This is a genomic window from Paraburkholderia sp. GAS38 (genome assembly GCF_050434965.1).
In the GTDB taxonomy this organism is placed as follows: Bacteria; Pseudomonadota; Gammaproteobacteria; order Burkholderiales; family Burkholderiaceae; genus Paraburkholderia; species Paraburkholderia phenazinium_A.
Genome location: NZ_JBNDJO010000003.1, coordinates 201,101 through 216,534, shown reverse-complemented (window position 1 = coordinate 216,534; position 15,434 = coordinate 201,101). Strand labels below are relative to the sequence as shown.

Annotated in this window: 14 protein-coding genes; 3 read left to right on the top strand and 11 right to left on the bottom strand. The window is 63.4% G+C overall.

What is annotated here, in order from left to right; all coding sequences use genetic code 11:
• Nucleotides 1–6: 6 nt before the first annotated feature.
• The 3 genes from P3T42_RS08485 to P3T42_RS08475 form a co-directional block, all read right to left on the bottom strand.
• Complete coding sequence (locus tag P3T42_RS08485) at nucleotides 7–417, bottom strand: ExbD/TolR family protein (protein WP_074294425.1); 411 nt, start codon at nucleotides 415–417, stop codon at nucleotides 7–9.
• A gap of 18 nt (nucleotides 418–435) precedes the next feature.
• Nucleotides 436–2,232, bottom strand: coding sequence for a DUF2341 domain-containing protein (locus tag P3T42_RS08480; RefSeq protein WP_429305731.1), 1,797 nt, complete (start codon nucleotides 2,230–2,232; stop codon nucleotides 436–438).
• 66 nt (nucleotides 2,233–2,298) lie between these two features.
• Nucleotides 2,299–3,966 (bottom strand): ShlB/FhaC/HecB family hemolysin secretion/activation protein, encoded by a 1,668-nt coding sequence (locus P3T42_RS08475; RefSeq protein ID WP_429305730.1) that lies wholly within the window; start codon nucleotides 3,964–3,966, stop codon nucleotides 2,299–2,301.
• Nucleotides 3,967–4,393: 427 nt separating this feature from the next.
• Here P3T42_RS08475 and gspK point away from each other — a divergent pair, with 427 nt between their 5' ends.
• Nucleotides 4,394–5,410, top strand: a complete 1,017-nt coding sequence (gene gspK / locus P3T42_RS08470; RefSeq protein WP_429305729.1) for a type II secretion system minor pseudopilin GspK — start codon at nucleotides 4,394–4,396, stop codon at nucleotides 5,408–5,410.
• Nucleotides 5,411–5,489: 79 nt separating this feature from the next.
• On the opposite strand, the gene P3T42_RS08465 is transcribed toward gspK, so the two are convergent.
• The gene (locus P3T42_RS08465) at nucleotides 5,490–5,666 is read right to left on the bottom strand and encodes a type II toxin-antitoxin system prevent-host-death family antitoxin (protein WP_253190003.1); all 177 of its coding nucleotides are present in this window, start codon (nucleotides 5,664–5,666) and stop codon (nucleotides 5,490–5,492) included.
• A gap of 494 nt (nucleotides 5,667–6,160) precedes the next feature.
• On the opposite strand from P3T42_RS08465, the gene P3T42_RS08460 reads away from it, so the two are divergent.
• Nucleotides 6,161–6,349 (top strand): hypothetical protein, encoded by a 189-nt coding sequence (locus P3T42_RS08460; RefSeq protein ID WP_429305728.1) that lies wholly within the window; start codon nucleotides 6,161–6,163, stop codon nucleotides 6,347–6,349.
• Between the two features lie 153 nt (nucleotides 6,350–6,502).
• Here P3T42_RS08460 and gspM read toward each other — a convergent pair whose 3' ends face one another.
• Genes gspM through gspG form a run of 4 tightly spaced genes read right to left on the bottom strand, consistent with a single transcriptional unit; the run spans nucleotide 6,503 to nucleotide 9,396 of the window.
• Nucleotides 6,503–7,015, bottom strand: a complete 513-nt coding sequence (gspM, locus tag P3T42_RS08455) for a type II secretion system protein GspM (RefSeq protein WP_074294421.1) — start codon at nucleotides 7,013–7,015, stop codon at nucleotides 6,503–6,505.
• On the bottom strand, nucleotides 6,979–8,415 hold the full coding sequence (gene gspL / locus P3T42_RS08450; protein WP_429305727.1) for a type II secretion system protein GspL: 1,437 nt from the start codon (nucleotides 8,413–8,415) through the stop codon (nucleotides 6,979–6,981). The genes gspM and gspL overlap by 37 nt, the downstream gene beginning before the upstream one ends.
• The gene (locus tag P3T42_RS08445; RefSeq protein ID WP_429305726.1) at nucleotides 8,412–8,960 is read right to left on the bottom strand and encodes a prepilin-type N-terminal cleavage/methylation domain-containing protein; all 549 of its coding nucleotides are present in this window, start codon (nucleotides 8,958–8,960) and stop codon (nucleotides 8,412–8,414) included. The genes gspL and P3T42_RS08445 overlap by 4 nt, the downstream gene beginning before the upstream one ends.
• On the bottom strand, nucleotides 8,935–9,396 hold the full coding sequence (gene gspG / locus P3T42_RS08440) for a type II secretion system major pseudopilin GspG (RefSeq protein ID WP_429305725.1): 462 nt from the start codon (nucleotides 9,394–9,396) through the stop codon (nucleotides 8,935–8,937). The genes P3T42_RS08445 and gspG overlap by 26 nt, the downstream gene beginning before the upstream one ends.
• A gap of 146 nt (nucleotides 9,397–9,542) precedes the next feature.
• Between gspG and P3T42_RS08435 the strand changes: the two genes are divergently transcribed.
• Nucleotides 9,543–9,977: a hypothetical protein gene (locus P3T42_RS08435; protein WP_074294417.1), complete on the top strand. Its 435-nt coding sequence runs from the start codon at nucleotides 9,543–9,545 to the stop codon at nucleotides 9,975–9,977.
• Between the two features lie 13 nt (nucleotides 9,978–9,990).
• Here the strand turns inward: P3T42_RS08435 and gspF are convergent, their stop codons facing one another.
• The 3 genes from gspF to gspD all read right to left on the bottom strand — a co-directional run bounded on the left by gspF (nucleotide 9,991) and on the right by gspD (nucleotide 15,198).
• On the bottom strand, nucleotides 9,991–11,208 hold the full coding sequence (gspF, locus tag P3T42_RS08430) for a type II secretion system inner membrane protein GspF (RefSeq protein WP_074294416.1): 1,218 nt from the start codon (nucleotides 11,206–11,208) through the stop codon (nucleotides 9,991–9,993).
• A 4-nt stretch (nucleotides 11,209–11,212) separates the two neighbouring features.
• Nucleotides 11,213–12,754 (bottom strand): type II secretion system ATPase GspE, encoded by a 1,542-nt coding sequence (gene gspE, locus P3T42_RS08425; protein WP_429305956.1) that lies wholly within the window; start codon nucleotides 12,752–12,754, stop codon nucleotides 11,213–11,215.
• A 119-nt stretch (nucleotides 12,755–12,873) separates the two neighbouring features.
• Nucleotides 12,874–15,198 carry a type II secretion system secretin GspD gene (gene gspD / locus P3T42_RS08420; protein WP_429305724.1) on the bottom strand — a complete coding sequence of 775 codons (2,325 nt, stop codon included), beginning with the start codon at nucleotides 15,196–15,198 and terminating at the stop codon, nucleotides 12,874–12,876.
• Nucleotides 15,199–15,434: the final 236 nt, after the last annotated feature.

Below are 15,434 nucleotides of genomic sequence, written 5' to 3'. Positions count from 1 at the left end.
CGTTCCCTAGCCGCCTTGCGGCGCCTTGCCGGTGACGAGGCCGACCTGCGACAGATCGAGCCGGCGCAACAGATCCAGCACGTCCATGACCTTCTGGTACGCAACGGTCGAATCGCCCTTCAGGACAATCGGAAATTCGGGCGTGAGGGCCTTCTGCGTACGCAGCCGGTCCTCCAGTTCCGCCATCGACACGGGATACGCATCGAGGAAAATCTGCCCCGAGTCGGACACGGTGATCGCCTTCGTCTGCGGTTTGGCGAGGCTCGTCGAGGAACTCGCTTTCGGCAGATCGACCTTGATACCCTGCACCGAGGCGGTGGTCATGATGATGAAAATGATCAGCAGTACATACGCCAGGTCGAGCATCGGCGTGATGTTGATGTCGTCGTAGGGCTTGTCGTCGTCCTGAACTTGCATCGCGGTTCTCCCTGTTCGTCAGTTCCCCGCCAGCGAGTGGTCGGGGCTGCTGTGCGCTTCGGCAAGACGCGTCACGAATTCGTCGACGAAGACCTGCATGTTGGCCGTCACATTCTTGTTGCGAATCAGCAGGTAGTTGTAGCCAAACAGCGCCGGGATCGCGACGAACAGACCCGTCACGGTGGCGAGCAGCGCCGCGGCGATACCCGGCGCGATCGCGTTGACGTTCACGTCGCCGGCCGCGGCAATCGCGGCGAAGGTGATCATCACGCCGACCACCGTGCCGAGCAGGCCGAGGAACGGACCGCCGGAGATGGCAATGGTGAGCAGAACCATCGACTTCGAAAGCCGCTGGTTTTCACGCACGAGCGTGGCGTCCATGGTGGCGCGGATCGCTTCGATCGATTCCGCCGTGATCAGCGTGCGGCCGCTGCCGTCCACACGGCTATGGATTTCCGCCACCCCGGCGCGGTAGAGCCGGTAGAGCGACGACTCGCGCAGGCGCCGGCCGTCGTCCGATTTCTCGTCGATGTGCGCGAGACCCACCAGGTGCTTGCCCGCCACTTCACGGAAGCGCCGCACGAAGAAACCATTGGCCTTGTCCACGGTGCCCACGTAGCTGGCCTTGTTCCACATCACGAACCACGAGACGAACGCCATCAGCAGCAGAATGCCGATCACCACCCAGGCATCGACCGTGACCGACTTGACGATCACGCCGAAGTAGCCGAAACCGAAGCCCGACTGCTTTTCGTCGGCGCCGTAGTTGACCAGTTTCGATTCGGCGCCCTGACTCATGACGTCCACGGCGAACAGCGTCGGCGAGCGGGCAACCTTCGAGAGACGCAGTTCGTCGATCTCGCCGCTAAAGCCGCTAAAGCCGGCCGGTGCATTGTCCACATCGCCGCCGACCGCCGCCGGCGTGTTCAGCGCAGGTAGCGCGGCCGGCACCTGGGCGTACTGCTTGCCGCCTACGTACAGCGTCACATTCTTGCCGTCGGCGCTCACCGCAATCTGCGTCCATTGATTGACGGGGAGCGCGGCGCCGGCTGCGCTCCGCTGCGGCGCACCTGCGTTGTCCACCTCGGCGAACGGCACGCCGTTGTCCAGACCGATCAGCAGGGCATGGGCGCCGTCACGGCGGCTATACAGCAAGCTTTGCGGTGCGAGCGCGTTGGGCTTGACCCACGCGCTGAAGCTGAAGCTGCCGCCTTCGGGTACTGCCAGCGACGGGCTCGCCGCGAGCTTGAGCGGCGTCGATCCGTTGAACTGCGCAGCCTTGCCGACGATACCGTCCTCGGCGATACGCAGCGGCGCGTTCTGCGCGTGATTGCCGTACGCGGTGCTGTCCTTCGGCGGCGTGCCGGCCGCGTCGTTGAAGTGATAGACGAGCGTGTAGTCCGGGTCGAAGGTCTCGGCGGACTTGCTGCCGTCGGGCGCTTTCTTGTTGCCGTAGTACATCCAGATGTTCTGCGTGGCGCCCGCCGGAAACTGCGCCACGTCCACCCAGATCAGCGCCACGCCGAGAACCGGATCGTATTGCTGGATCTGGTAGTTCAACGGGGTCTTGTCGTCCGCTGCAACGAAGCGGATGTCCGCGCCGTTATCCTCGAGTCCGTCGAACTGGAAGTTGCCCGAGTGCAGGCGAATCAACAGCGGCACACGTCCAGCGGATTCCGCGATATTGCCGCCTTTCGGGCTGGTATCGATGGTGATCGCCTTGCGATAGGACCAGTCGTTCTGCCACCAGGCATTGGCCACGCCCGGCAGAAAACCCACCAGGACCGTCAATAACAGGAATAAAGCTCGCTTCACAATCCACTCCCCTGATCAAGCCGGCCACATCAGTACGCGCCGGCGCATCACCTGTAGAAAAACCGGTTAGAAACTCGCGCGCACGTAGAAGTCGAAGCGCGGGTTATAGGCCCTCGTGAACGTTCCGGCCTTGAGCGGGAACGCCATTTCAAGGTCCGCGCTTGCGTACTTCAGCAACTGGATGCGCGAACCGAGTCCAACGCTGGCCATGTTGAAACTTGAGATCTGCTCGGGCAGCGGACTCAGCAGCCACAGATGCGCCGCGTCGACGAAGGCGTGAAAACGCCATTCGTTGACGGCGCTGCCCACGTACTTCGCGATCGACGGACTGCTCAGTTCGAGCGAGCCGATCACGCCGCTGTCGGCGGTGTCCTCGGCTTCCAGATAGCCGCGCACGGTATTGATGCCGCCCGCCGAAAACTGCTCGCTCGACACCAGCGGCGAGTTCGCGAATTGCGCGCTCACGTGGCCATGGAGCTGAACGTCGTCCGGCAGTTCCTGGGTGTGGTTGACGTCGAACTTGCCGTAGATGAAGTCGGCCGTTGCGTTGTAGCGCTTGTTGTCGAACGCATCGGCGTCGCTGCCCACGCCACGGATATCGGTCGTGATCGACGCGGAGAACGTGGTCTGCGAATTCTTGCGGTTCAACTGGCCCGTGTACCCGAGAGTCACTGGCACATAGGTCAACGGCGCCGTGGAGGTCGTGCCCGCGATCGTGTCGTTTTCGTCGAAATGCTTGTGGTCGAGTTCGACGCTCACCGACTGCGTGTAGGTATCGGTCGAGGGCAACGCGTACATTGCCGTGAACCCGAACGAGGTGCCCTTGCCCAGCACGTTCGTACCGCCCAGAGACGCCACGTCGCTGTTGGAGTGGAACACCGTCCCGAGGAAACTCCAGTGAGTGCCCTGCAACGGCGCCAGGTAGGAGAACGAATACACCTCGGCGTCGCGCGGATGCTGCGGCGCCAGCAGGAAGCTGCCGGACACCACATGCCCGAGTTGCCAGAGGTTCGAGTAGCTGAGGGACGCGACCGTGCGCAGCACCGAGGTATCCGGGCTCTGGTCGTTGTTGAGTTCGAGGCTGCCGTGCGCCGGATTCTGGTCGTCCACCTTCAGGTCCACGTCCACCGTTTGCGGCAAGCTGCCCGGCTTCAGCACGGGGACCACCTGGTGGTCGGGCGATTTGTTCAGGTCGGTGAGCTGCTGCTGGGCGTCGGTGAAGTCGGGCACCTTGCCTTCCGCCAGCGCCGGCACGGCATCGCGAATCGCTTGCGGCGAGGTGTATTGCGCGCCTTCCACGCGCACTCTGCCGACCTTCGCTTCCACCACCTGCAGCACGATCACGCCGTCCTTGACCTGCTGTCGCGGCAATTCAACCACCACTGATTGATAACCGCGGTCCTGGTACACCTTCTGCAGCGCGTCACGCGCGGCGTTGACATCGTCGAGCGTGCGGTCCGGCCCTTCGAACGGGTAAACCGCCTTTTCGATGTCGAGGCTCGGCAACGTCGAGTTGCCGCGCACGATGTATTCGTTCACGTCGAAGCGTCCCGGCTGGTTTCCCGCACCCGACGCCGTGCCAGACGTGCCCGTGGAAGCAGGCGTAGCAGCCGGCGCCGGTGCAGCATTCGACTGCGCATGCGCCGTACCGGCCAGCGTCACGCTTCCCGCTAGAACCACCCCGGCCAGACAGCGCCGGCGATTCGATGCTTCCCCGTACATCTTCGGCGTCATTGCCGCCACTCCTTCATTTGCGCGATGATCCGGCTCGTCGTGCAGCGGCCGGTGAATTGTCAAGACGTGGACAATACAAACGTCAGAAGTCCCGTTCATGACCAATGCTACGTACAACGAACGAGTCAAACGACTTCGCCCCACTGTCTGACGAGGGAATCCTGCTGTTGCGGAAACCGGATTGACGGGTGACCCGCATCAAACTGCATGGCGGGACACCGCATGGCACCGAAGGACAGTCGGTTGGCGCGGAGATGCATCAAACCCTGGCGGCATGATAGCCAGCATGCGTGTCAATTTTTTTCACGATGTTGCGTACTATTTGTACGCAACACCTGTCACGACAGCGCACACGTTGCGGACTACGATCTTTGCACCCGACGACTGGACGACCCGGTTCGCAGCGGCCAGAACCGATGGAGAGTCAATGTGCAACACGAGCCGTAAGCCGGTCTCGCGACAGTTCAGCGCTGCGCGGCCGAGGACGCCGCAACGCGGTATCGCTATCGTCACGGTGCTGCTGGTGGTGGCGCTGGCCGCCACGCTGGCGGCCAGCGTGGTGTGGCGCGAACTGGTGGCGGTGCGCGATGTGGAGAACCAGCGCCTGAATGTTCAAACCATGTGGGTGGAACGCGCAGCCGTCGAATGGGCACGTGCAACGCTGCGTGCGCAAAGCTCGACGTCCAACGTGGCCTATGTGGGCCAGGCGTGGTCGGCGCCGGTGCAGGACGTGCAACTCGTGGATTTTTTGCCGCGCGACACCGTCGCACTCAATGGCGAACTGGCACACGCGTATATCTCCGGAGAGGTCGAAGACGCGCAGGCGAAATTCAACCTGACGGATCTGGTCTCGCGCGCGGGACCCAACGCGCCCTGGCAGATAGATAGCGCAGGGATCGAAGCCTACCGGCGCCTGCTTGGCGCGCTTGCGCTCAATCCGGCGCTTGCGGAGGCGACCGCGAGCTACATGTTGCGCTCGCTCGGCAACGGCAATGGCGCCGGCGACGGCTGGCCCATGCAACTGGTCTCGCCTCAGGATCTCGCGCGCGTGCCGGGCTACGATGCCGCGACAGTGAAAGCGCTGACAGGTTATGTCACGGTGCTTCCCGAATACACCAACGTCAACGCCAACACCGCCAGCGAGCCGGCGCTGCAAGCGGCCATTCCGACGCTTTCGGCAAGCCAGGCCCATATGCTGGTGGAACGACGCCAGACGGCATACTTCGTGAGCGCGAGCGATATTGCGCTCCTGCTGTCCGCGGTACTGACCAATGGCGCGCTACCGAGCGGCACCCTCGTCAGCACCAATAGCGGCTACTTCCTCGTGCACTGCCGGATCCATTCCGCCAAGGTCAATCTGCGCATGGATACGCTCATCGCGCGCTATGGCATTGGCGATTTCAGTTGGACTGCCGTGGTGTGGGCACATCGTGTTGCCGGCTGAGTCCTGCATGCCGGCCGGAATGGCGATTGGGTTCGCGGCCGGGTTCGCCGCGCGGTTCGCTTTTGGGTTCGCCGCTTTATTAGCGGCTCATCTGCTCCAGCAGGTCGCAGTTGTGAACCTTGGCCAGCAGATCGTTCCACGACTCGATGGACAGTACGCAGGCAATCGGGTGACCGTACTTCGTCACCAGTACCGGCTGCGCGTCGGCCTCCCGCAAAGCCTTCGACGGATTCTTGCTGAATTCGCGCGTGGCCATTTCAATGGCTCCCTGACCCAGTATTTGTCTCACTTGTATTCCCCATAGCCTGACAGGATGTCGCGCATAAGCAAGGCCCTCGAAAATCATACCCTGTGCGGACTGCGATATCTGCGCGATCAAATAAATCTGCTTCGCCGCTTTAATTCACCGGAATCGCCAGTCTATATAGAAGCTCCTGAATTAACAAGGCTGCCCATCAAACAAAGTTTCTCCATGCGAGAAAACCATCTGAGATCCCAGATAGCTACTCTTACAAAGAAGTAATATTATGGTTTCACGACAAAATATCCGTAACATTTCCATTGCCCCGGGAAGGCCGCCGCACAAGGCGGAATCGTCAAATCCCCAGGTCCGGCGGCCATGCGGGAAAGGTACGTACTTTTTGGCACAAAACGGTCACAATCCGCGCCGCTTATGTATTGGTTTGAAATTAATAGTAAGCACAGCGCAGACATAATCGGGATCCACGATGCCGGATCAGGATTATTAAAATGGAGCAGGATACGGATTCCCCCAATAGAATTATTGAACGCAGAAAATATCCACATTTATTGATCCGTATTAATAATGATTTTCCGCAATTACCGACCAGCGAGCTTGAAATTCGACGCATCGCAACCGCCAGCGCACTTCGGCGACGGATACGCAGCACGTCGATTCGAAATGGCCATGCGACCTGACAAGCGACACTTAACTCCCCTGCCGAAGAACCCATCTCACCCCGGCGTGCACCGGAAAAATGGATCATCCGTTCATTATTCCAATGGCCGCGCGTTTAATCTCCGACCTGGAGGATTCGTCCTCCTCCCGTGCATTCGTCAGATTAAAAACCGTCACTGCTCCGCAGCCGGCTGCACCGTCACGGAAACATTGGCATGACCCGGCTGCGCCTCGCCGGTTGCATGCGCGCTCACCACGCGCACGTGATCCGAACGCCGCACCTCGTCGAGCCACCCCATCCACACGCCGAACGGCACGTTCTTCACTTCCACCTGCACACCCTTGCCCAGCACCGTGATCTGCGGTGCGGGGATGCCCGCCTGCGACAGCGAGGTAGTCAACGCGTCGCGCAATGCGAGGCCCTGTGGCGCGCGGATCGCGGCAGCGCCTTTGAGACTGCGCACCTCGTCGAGTTGCGTCTGCATCTGCGCCACTTCGTCCTGAAGCAGCGGCAAGCTCGCCCTGATGCGGCTGCAACCATCCCAGGCCGGCGCCCACAACAGGCTATACAGCAGCACCACGGCGAGGAGCGCGCCACCCGCTACCAGCAGCCGCTTTTCTCGAGGCTCGCGAGCCTCGAACCACTCCGTCAGCGCGGCCTTGATGGCGCGGATCTGAGCTTCCATTTGCCGTCTTCCTCCTCTACGGACAGGCCGTTGGTCGCGAGACGGCCTTTGAAGCCGCCCTCGTCGATTTCGGTGCCGGGTTTGAAGCTCACCTCTAATGAGCCGCCGTTGTAATCGATCTCAGCGATAGCAAGCGAGGGGATCGGACCGAGCGCATGCGCCAGCGACGCCGCCAGCGCCAGAAAATCGTCCGCACGCAGTTGCCCTGCCGTGCCGCGCAGACGGGCCAGGTCGAGCGTCATCTGCTCATGCGGACCGAGGACCATCGCCGTGCCTGGAAACGCCGTCTGCACCATTTGCGTCATCTGGGTTTCCAGCGCGTCGCGGCGATGCCGCAACTGCCACCACTGCACGTTCAGGGCAACGATCGACACCACAACCGAAGCCGCCAGCAAACCAAGCGACACGCGCCATGGCTTGAGTCCGGCCGCTGCGGCATGATTACCGCCCGGATTGGCCAGTTCGAACTGACAGAGGTTGAAGCGGCAAGCGAGCGCAGCGCGCGCGACGCTCGCCAGCGGCAAGGTCCGTTGCCCGGCTAACGTGGCGGGTACGACCGCGTGCGACGGTTCGCCATCCTCGTCGAGCGTCAGCGCGTAGACCTCAAGCGGTTGGCGCTGCGCCAACTCTGCAAGCGTGGTGTCCAGTTGTGCAGCCTTCACGCTCATGCCAAGGCCGAGCGAATCTTGCCTGAGCGCGAGTTCCACCCACTCGGAGCGGTCTTCTTCCGCTTCCGCTTCCGTTTCCGCGAATGCACCGTCGACCGACTGACCGGACTGGCGTCGCACGATCAGCACGCTGGCGGCTGCTGGAACGGTGTCGTCGGCAACTGCGTCTGTGATCGAAGAGACGGGCGCCTCGGCTTCTGAAGCCACGTCCTCCGGTTCGGCGAGCGGCGTCACCTCCGGCAACGGAATGCAGCGGATCAGGGGCACCGCTCGCACGCGCCGATGCCCGGCCGCGGCGAAGCGCTCGAGTACCGACGTGAACCACTCCCGGTCGATCACCGCCAGACAGCGCAGATCGGCCTCCGGCGTCGGCAAGACCGGATCGACTGCCACGTGGCAACGCTGCGCCTCCTGAATCAGATGCTCCTCGACGATGTTCGGCAGTACCCGCCGCAGCCGCGGCCCGGTCACCGGCGGGACCTTCGTGTGCAGCATCAGCGTATCGCGCGCCGCGAAGATCAACACCGTCTCCCCGGCCAGCGGCAATGCGTCGAACGGAGCATGTCCCGCGCGCAGCATCTCGCTCTTGCGCCCGAGCAGCGCAAACGGCATCGGCGTCGCTGGCCAGCCGGCCGGCGCGATCAGATCGCTCGAAGGCAGCAGCACGATCAGGCTCGCCGCGCGCGCGCCTGACGAAGCGGTTCGAGGCGTCGCCCCCAAGGTTCGCGTCATGGTCTGCGCACCGCAAAACTGCCGATCCCCGTGCCCACCACCTGCAGACGCACGCCGTCCGCGTCGAGCGTCACCGTGACGGGCACGTCGATACTCTCGTCGCCGAAGACGATGCGCGGCGTCGCGTTGCCGCTGCCCGTGAAGCGGATCGACACGTCCGTCATTTCGGTCCCCCAGCGATGCGGCCCGAGCACGTCGTCGGCAATCGGGTGCCATGTGCCATCCTCGGCGCGTTGATCGAAGCGGTAGCCGCCGTTGACGGGCTCCCATGCGATGGACGCGGAGCGCACCTCGGCCTGGTCGTCCGCGGATTCGAGCATCGTCGCGAGACGTTGCGCCTCCTCGGCGAGATCCGTGCGGCGGTTGCGTGTCGGCGCCAGGGCGACGATGGCGATCAGCAAGCCCGCAATCAACAGCACCACGAGCATTTCGATCAGCGTGAAACCGGCTGACGGCCGCCGCCGCGAGACGCCACAGCCTGGGCCCCCACGCGCCCGAAGCGCGTCGTGGCGGCCCACGCTACTCCCACGAGCCGATGTCTGCATCGTTGCCCTCCCCACCCGGCTTGCCGTCCGCACCGTAGCTGAACACGTCGATCGCGCCGTGCACCCCCGGGTTCAGATACTGATAGGCGTTGCCCCATGGATCGTTGGGCAGGCGTTCGAGGTATCCGCCATCCTTCCAGTTGTTCGGCACCGGATCCGTGGAAGGCTTCTCGACCAGCGCGCGCAGCCCCTGGTCGCCGCTCGGATAGCGGCCGTTGTCGAGCCGATAGAGATTGAGCGCCTGCATGATCGTGCCGATGTCCTGCTTCGCTGCGACACGACGCGCCTCGTCGGGCCGGCTCATGATCTTCGGCACGATCAATGCGGCGAGAATGCCCAGAATCGCGATCACCACCATGATCTCGATGAGCGTAAAACCGCGCTGGCGGCGCCGCTTCACACCGTCGTTCCCGGGGTGTTGCAAACGATCAGTCATGCTTATCTTCAGTTCAGTCATCATGGATTCACTTTCCCCGTCCAAAAATGCGAAGTGTCCTCTAGCGCCACGCCCCCTCCGTCGACACGCACCGCGTACGACCGGAGAACGCGGCACCCCACTCCTCCTCCAAGCCGAGCCGCACCATGCCCCGCTCTCTCCTGCAACCGCTCACGTCTCCCACCACGCTCGCATCGGGCGCTTCGGCCGTCCTGTTCATCGGCGTCGTCGGCTGGTGGACATGGGCCTTTCACGCGACGCCCGTCGTCCCCCTCTCGCACCCGGCGCCACCGGCCCCGCTCGATGCAGCGGCCGGCGCCACGCTGTTCGGCGCCCAGCCCGATAGCGGCCGCCACGATCAGGTGCAACTGCTCGGCATCCTCGCCTTCGATCCGGGCCATGCCGCTGCGATCGTCAGCGTCGGCGGCGATCCTGCTCGCGTCGTTCCGCTCAAAGGCCGGCTTGACGACTCCACCACGCTGAGCGAAGTCCGTGCGCACTCGATCGTCCTCGATCACGACGGCATTCAGCGCGAAATCACCCTGCCTGCCGCCGCCAATCCGGACGGCTTCGTACGCTGAGCAAGCGGACACGTCACTGCACCAGGTTGTTCAGTTCGATAATCGGCATCATCACCGCCAGCACGATCACCAGCACGACGCCGCCCATCGCGAGAATCAGCAGCGGCTCGAGCAGGCTGGTGAGAAACATCGTCCTGCGTTCGAGCTCGCGGGACTCGCCATCCGAAGCGCGATCGAGCATGCTGGTCACGTCGCCGGTCGCTTCGCCGGAGCGGATCAGGTGCACCAGCACCGGCGGAAACGTCTTCGTGTTGCCCAACGCGCGTGAGAGCGACGTGCCCTCGCGCACTCGCACGATGGCGTCTTCGATGTTGGCGTGCATCGCCCGGTTGCTGAGCGTTTCGCCCGCGGCCTGCAAGGCGCGCAGAATCGGCACGCCCGCCGCGCTGAGGATGCCCAGCGTGCTGGCAAAGCGCACGGTGTTGTAGCCCCGCACCAGCTTGCCGAACAGCGGCGCGGTAAGCGCCCAGCGGTCGAATGCGAGCCGCGGCCCTGGCTGGGCGAGCACTTGTCGCACGAGCCATATCACGGCCGCCACGCCTATCAAGGTCGCCCACCACCAGTGCCGGATGTAGCCGGAGAGCGCCAGCATCATCACCGTCAGAAACGGTAACTGCTGCTTGGTGCTGACGAAGACGTTGGCTACCTGCGGCACGACATAACTGAGCAGGAAGGTCACGATGCCGAACGCGATGCAGGTCACCACCGCCGGGTAGGTGAAGGCAAGCATGATCTTCTGCTTGAGTGCGTTGCTCTGTTCGATGTAGTCGGCAAGCCGCGAGAGCACCAGACCGAGCTTGCCGGTGTGTTCACCCGCGGCCACCAGCGCCCGGTAGATCTCGGGAAAATCTTTTGGATGCTGCGACAGCCCGTTGGCAAACGAGTGACCGCCCAGCACCTCGCTGCGGATCGCCGCCATCAGTTCGCGGATATACTCGCGCTCCGACTGTTCGCTCAGGACAGCCAGGGTTTCGTCGAGCGGCAGGCCGGCAATCAGCAGGCTCGCCATCTGGCGCGTGAGAATCGCCTGCTCGCGTTGCGACAGTCGCCTGCCGCCTGCCAGCCGTTGTGTCTGCGAACCGCGCGAGCGCGCGCCCGCCGCTTCGACCACCATGGGCGTCAGGCCCTGCGTGCGTAACGCGGAGCGCGCATTGCGGGCGCTATCGGCATCGAGCACGCCCTTCTTCGTCTTGCCCGCGTGGTCGATCGCTTCGAAACGGAATGCCGGCATCGTTCTATTCTCCCCCCGTCACACGTAGCACTTCTTCGAGCGAGGTGCGCCCGGCTTCGAGCCACCGGTTCGCGTCCTCGCGCAGCGTACGCATGCCCTGCGCGCGCGCCGCCGCGAAAATCTCCGCATCCGCGGCGTTGCGATGGACCAGCGGACGGATGTCGTCGTCCATCAACAGAAGCTCGTAGACGCCGCGCCGTCCTGCATAGCCCGATTGCCCGCAACGCTCGCATCCCACCGGATGCCACTGGGTGCGGCCTTGAGCTTCTGCTCCTTCTGCTCCTTCTGCTCTTTGTGCTTCGCCGTCGTCTTCGACACGCTCTTCCTTGCAAGCAGGGCAAAGCTGCCGCACGAGGCGTTGCGCGAGTATGCCGAGCAGGGAAGATGCCAGCAGATAGGGTTCCATGCCCATGTCCGCGAGACGCGTTACAGCGGATGCGGCATCGTTCGTGTGCAGCGTCGCCAGCACGAGGTGGCCCGTGAGCGATGCCTGCACGGCGATCTGCGCCGTTTCGAGGTCGCGGATTTCGCCGATCATGATGATGTCCGGGTCCTGCCGCAGGATCGAGCGCAGCGCCCGCGCGAAGGTCATGCCGATGCGCTCGTTGACCTGCGTCTGGCCAATCCCCGACAGATCGTATTCGATCGGGTCTTCGACGGTCATGATGTTGCTCGTCGTGGTTTCGAGTCGCGACATCGACGCATACAGCGTGGTCGTTTTGCCCGAACCGGTCGGCCCGGTCACCAGCACGATGCCGTGCGGGCGCCCGATCAGCTTGTCGAATTTCACGAGCGTGTCCGCGCCCATGCCAAGCGCTTCGAGATTCAGCCGCGAGGCGTCCTTCTCGAGCAGACGCAGCACCGCGCGCTCGCCGTGTCCGGTCGGCAGGGTTGACACGCGTACGTCCACTGGCCGCCCGCCCACCCGCAGCGTGATCCGGCCATCCTGCGGCAAACGCTTTTCGGCGATGTCGAGCTGCGCCATGATCTTGATCCGCGAGATCAGTGCGCCGTGCAGCGCCTTCTTCGGCCGTACCACGTCGCGCAGCGTACCGTCGACGCGAAAGCGCACCACCGAGGCATTCTCGAACGGCTCGATGTGAATGTCCGACGCCTGTTCGCGTGCCGCCTGCGTGAGCAGCGCGTTGATCATGCGGATGATCGGCGCGTCGTCTTCCGATTCGAGCAGATCCTCGACCTCGGGAATCTCCTGCATCAGGCGCGAGAGATCGACTTCGCCTTCCACTTCACCGACCACCTGCGCCGCGCTGCCATCCTGGCGCGCATAGGCCTGGTTGATCGCGAGCGCGAGTTCGTCGGCCGGCAGACGCACGACGGAAAGCGCGCCGAAATTGCGTGCGACTTCGGCGAGCGCGGCATCGCTGGTGCGCTCGCTGATCCAGACTTCGAGGCCGTCGGCATGCTGGTGCGCCACCAGAATCTGACCGGCGCGCGCAAAGCCGTAAGGCACGAGACGCGCCGCGACTGCAGACGGTACGATGCGTTCGGTGTGCTCGGTGCGCGAGGCGTGCTCCGCCACGGCCACGTCAGCGGCCACGTCAGCGTCAGCCGCCACAAACGGCACCGCTGCGGACGGAACCGCCGCAGCATCGGCTCGCGCCACCGCTGACGACGCCAAGCCCGACGGCAACGTAGACAGCGTGCTCACGGCTGCGCTCCAGATGTGGTGTTAGCCGGCGCGACCGTGACCGGGTTGGTCTGAACAGCCACGCCGTTCGTAGCCGGCAAAGGCGAAGCGGTAGAAGGCCCAACGGTCACCGGATTGGTCTGAACCGCACCACCATTCGTCACCGGCACGGGCGAGCCGCCGGGCTGCTGCGGCGGCGCTGCCTGCTGCCCGCGCATCTGATCCAGATTGAACAGGTTCATCGCGGGCGCGCCGCCCTCGGCCGGGCCGAGCGGCATCGGCGGCACCACCGGATCGTCCTTGTCCTTGATCAGGTTGTTATCCGACTTGTACGCGCCCTGCACACCCTGGATGTAGTCGTAACGGTTCTCCGTGACGGCCCGCGCAGTATCGTTATCGCTGATGATCACGGGGCGCAGGAACACCATCAGGTTGGTCTTGTTGCGACTTTTCGATTCCGAGCGGAACAGTTGGCCGATCCACGGAATATCGCCGAGCAGCGGCACCTTGCTATTGCTGACCTGGTAGTTGTCCTGCATCAGACCACCCAGCACGATGATTTCGCCGTTATCCGCAAGCACGGTCGACTGGAGCGAACGCTTGGTGAACTCGGGACCGGCGGGGAACGCCGTAGCGTTGGTCGTGCCGTTCACGATCGCTGAGTCTTCGGTGTAGAGCTGCAGCTTGAGAACGCCACCGGCGGTGATCTGCGGCTTGACGTGCAGCGTCAGCCCGACGTCGACGCGGTCGTAGGTATTGAATGCCGAACTCGAGGTGCCGCTCGTGAGGTTCGAATACGACCCCGTCTGAATAGGCACATTCGTACCGACGACGATCTTGGCATCCTCGTTGTCGAGCGTGATGAGGTTAGGCGTCGACAGCACGTTCGCGTCGGCCGTCTGCGAGAGCGCCTGCAGCAACGCGCCGAGTCCCTGCACCCCGAAAATGTTGTGCACCCAACCGATGTTGAGCCCCTGCTGGAGACCCTGATTGATGAGCGTCCCGGCGAGGCCGGTGGTGCTCCCGGCCGCCGTCAGGTTGACGATGCTGTTACCCGTGCCCGTCGCGAGGTTGGTGCCGGCCAGCAGCGCACCGTTCGCGACCTGCCACTGAATGCCGAGATTGGCGTTGGTGTTCGAGTTCAGCTCCACAATCAGCGCCTCGATATAGACCTGCGCGCGCCGCGCGTCGAGCTGGTCGATCACCACCCGCAGGTTGCGATACACCGGCTCGGGCGCCGTGATGATCAGCGAGTTGGTCGCGGGATCCGCCTGGATCATGCCGCCGCCCTCGCCGCCGCCACGCGCACCTTCAACCAGGCCGCCCTGGGCGCCCGATCCGCTACCCGAGGCCGAACCGGAGGCGCCGGTGCCGCCCGTGCTGCCCGTCCCGCTCGTGCCACTGGGCAGCGGCGGCAAACCCGGCGTACCGGTAGACGAACCGGCCCCGCTGCTTCCGCCTACGCCGCTATTACCCTGACTGAAACTCTGCGAGCTGGACTTGTCGGAGTCCTCACCGGAATCGCTCGATTGACCCAGCATGCCGCGCAACACCTTGGCGAGGTCGCTCGCATTGGCGTTCTGGATCCGCACCACATGCATATTGCCGGCCACGCGGGTCGGCGCGTCGAGCTGCGCAATCAACGCCCTCGCTTCCTTGATTCGCCCCGGATCGCTTGCGCGCAGCAGCAACGAGTTCAGACGCGGATCCGCGGTGACCGCCACCTTGAGCGTGGCATCCGTATTGCCGATGTCGCTGGGGTCGAGCATCTTCTGCACGATCGGCGCGAGATCCACAGCACTCTCACGCTCGAGCGGAACCACGGCGACCTGCTGCGACACACCCGAATCGACGCCCGCAATGATCGCGGCGATGCGGCGCACGTTGTCCGCGTAGTCGGTCACAACGAGGGTGTTGTCATTCGGATAGGCGGCAATGGTGTTGTTCGGGCTGATGAGCGGCCTCAGTATCGGCATCAGGGCTGTGGCCGACTCGTTCTTCAAGCGGAAGACCTGGGTGATGACGACATCGCCGTGCGCCTGCGGCGCATTGCCGATATAGGTAGGCACGCCCTGCAGCTTCGCGTCCGCTTCAGGCACGACCTTGAGGATGCCGTTGTCCTGCAGCAGCGCGAATCCCTGCATGCGCAAAGCCGCTTCGAGCGTCTTCAGCGCCCGCTCCTTGCTGACGGGGTTGTCCGAGACGATGTTGAGCTGTCCCTTGACGCGGGGGTCGACGATGATCGTCGTGTCCGTCGCGGAGCCGATCGCCCTTGCGACCTGACTGATATCGACATTCGAAAAACTCAGATTGACCTGCGCATGCGCAACATGCGCGGTCATGGCGCCAACGGCGAACAATACGCCCACTGCGCGACGGATGCCGGAACAACCAGACCTCGTGGCTTTCATAGGAATGAAATCGCTTTAGACGGATTTTTCGATAACTTAGGCCCACCGTGCGTCAAATGCATGTCGAATTTTAAGTACCATTTTCATATTTCCTGAAATATGCCGGTTGCGTAGTCAAATTAAAGTATACGTACTATCTTTCACGTAAGAGACTTGACCAGTGGATA

Coding starts and splice junctions, on each gene's coding strand:
- P3T42_RS08485 (WP_074294425.1), bottom strand. CDS start 417: ATGCAAGTTCAGGACGACGACAAGCCCTACGACGACATCAACATCACG.
- P3T42_RS08475 (WP_429305730.1), bottom strand. CDS start 3,966: ATGACGCCGAAGATGTACGGGGAAGCATCGAATCGCCGGCGCTGTCTG.
- gspK (WP_429305729.1), top strand. CDS start 4,394: ATGTGCAACACGAGCCGTAAGCCGGTCTCGCGACAGTTCAGCGCTGCG.
- P3T42_RS08465 (WP_253190003.1), bottom strand. CDS start 5,666: ATGGCCACGCGCGAATTCAGCAAGAATCCGTCGAAGGCTTTGCGGGAG.
- P3T42_RS08460 (WP_429305728.1), top strand. CDS start 6,161: ATGGAGCAGGATACGGATTCCCCCAATAGAATTATTGAACGCAGAAAA.
- gspM (WP_074294421.1), bottom strand. CDS start 7,015: ATGGAAGCTCAGATCCGCGCCATCAAGGCCGCGCTGACGGAGTGGTTC.
- gspL (WP_429305727.1), bottom strand. CDS start 8,415: ATGACGCGAACCTTGGGGGCGACGCCTCGAACCGCTTCGTCAGGCGCG.
- P3T42_RS08445 (WP_429305726.1), bottom strand. CDS start 8,960: ATGCAGACATCGGCTCGTGGGAGTAGCGTGGGCCGCCACGACGCGCTT.
- gspG (WP_429305725.1), bottom strand. CDS start 9,396: ATGACTGATCGTTTGCAACACCCCGGGAACGACGGTGTGAAGCGGCGC.
- P3T42_RS08435 (WP_074294417.1), top strand. CDS start 9,543: ATGCCCCGCTCTCTCCTGCAACCGCTCACGTCTCCCACCACGCTCGCA.
- gspF (WP_074294416.1), bottom strand. CDS start 11,208: ATGCCGGCATTCCGTTTCGAAGCGATCGACCACGCGGGCAAGACGAAG.
- gspD (WP_429305724.1), bottom strand. CDS start 15,198: ATGACCGCGCATGTTGCGCATGCGCAGGTCAATCTGAGTTTTTCGAAT.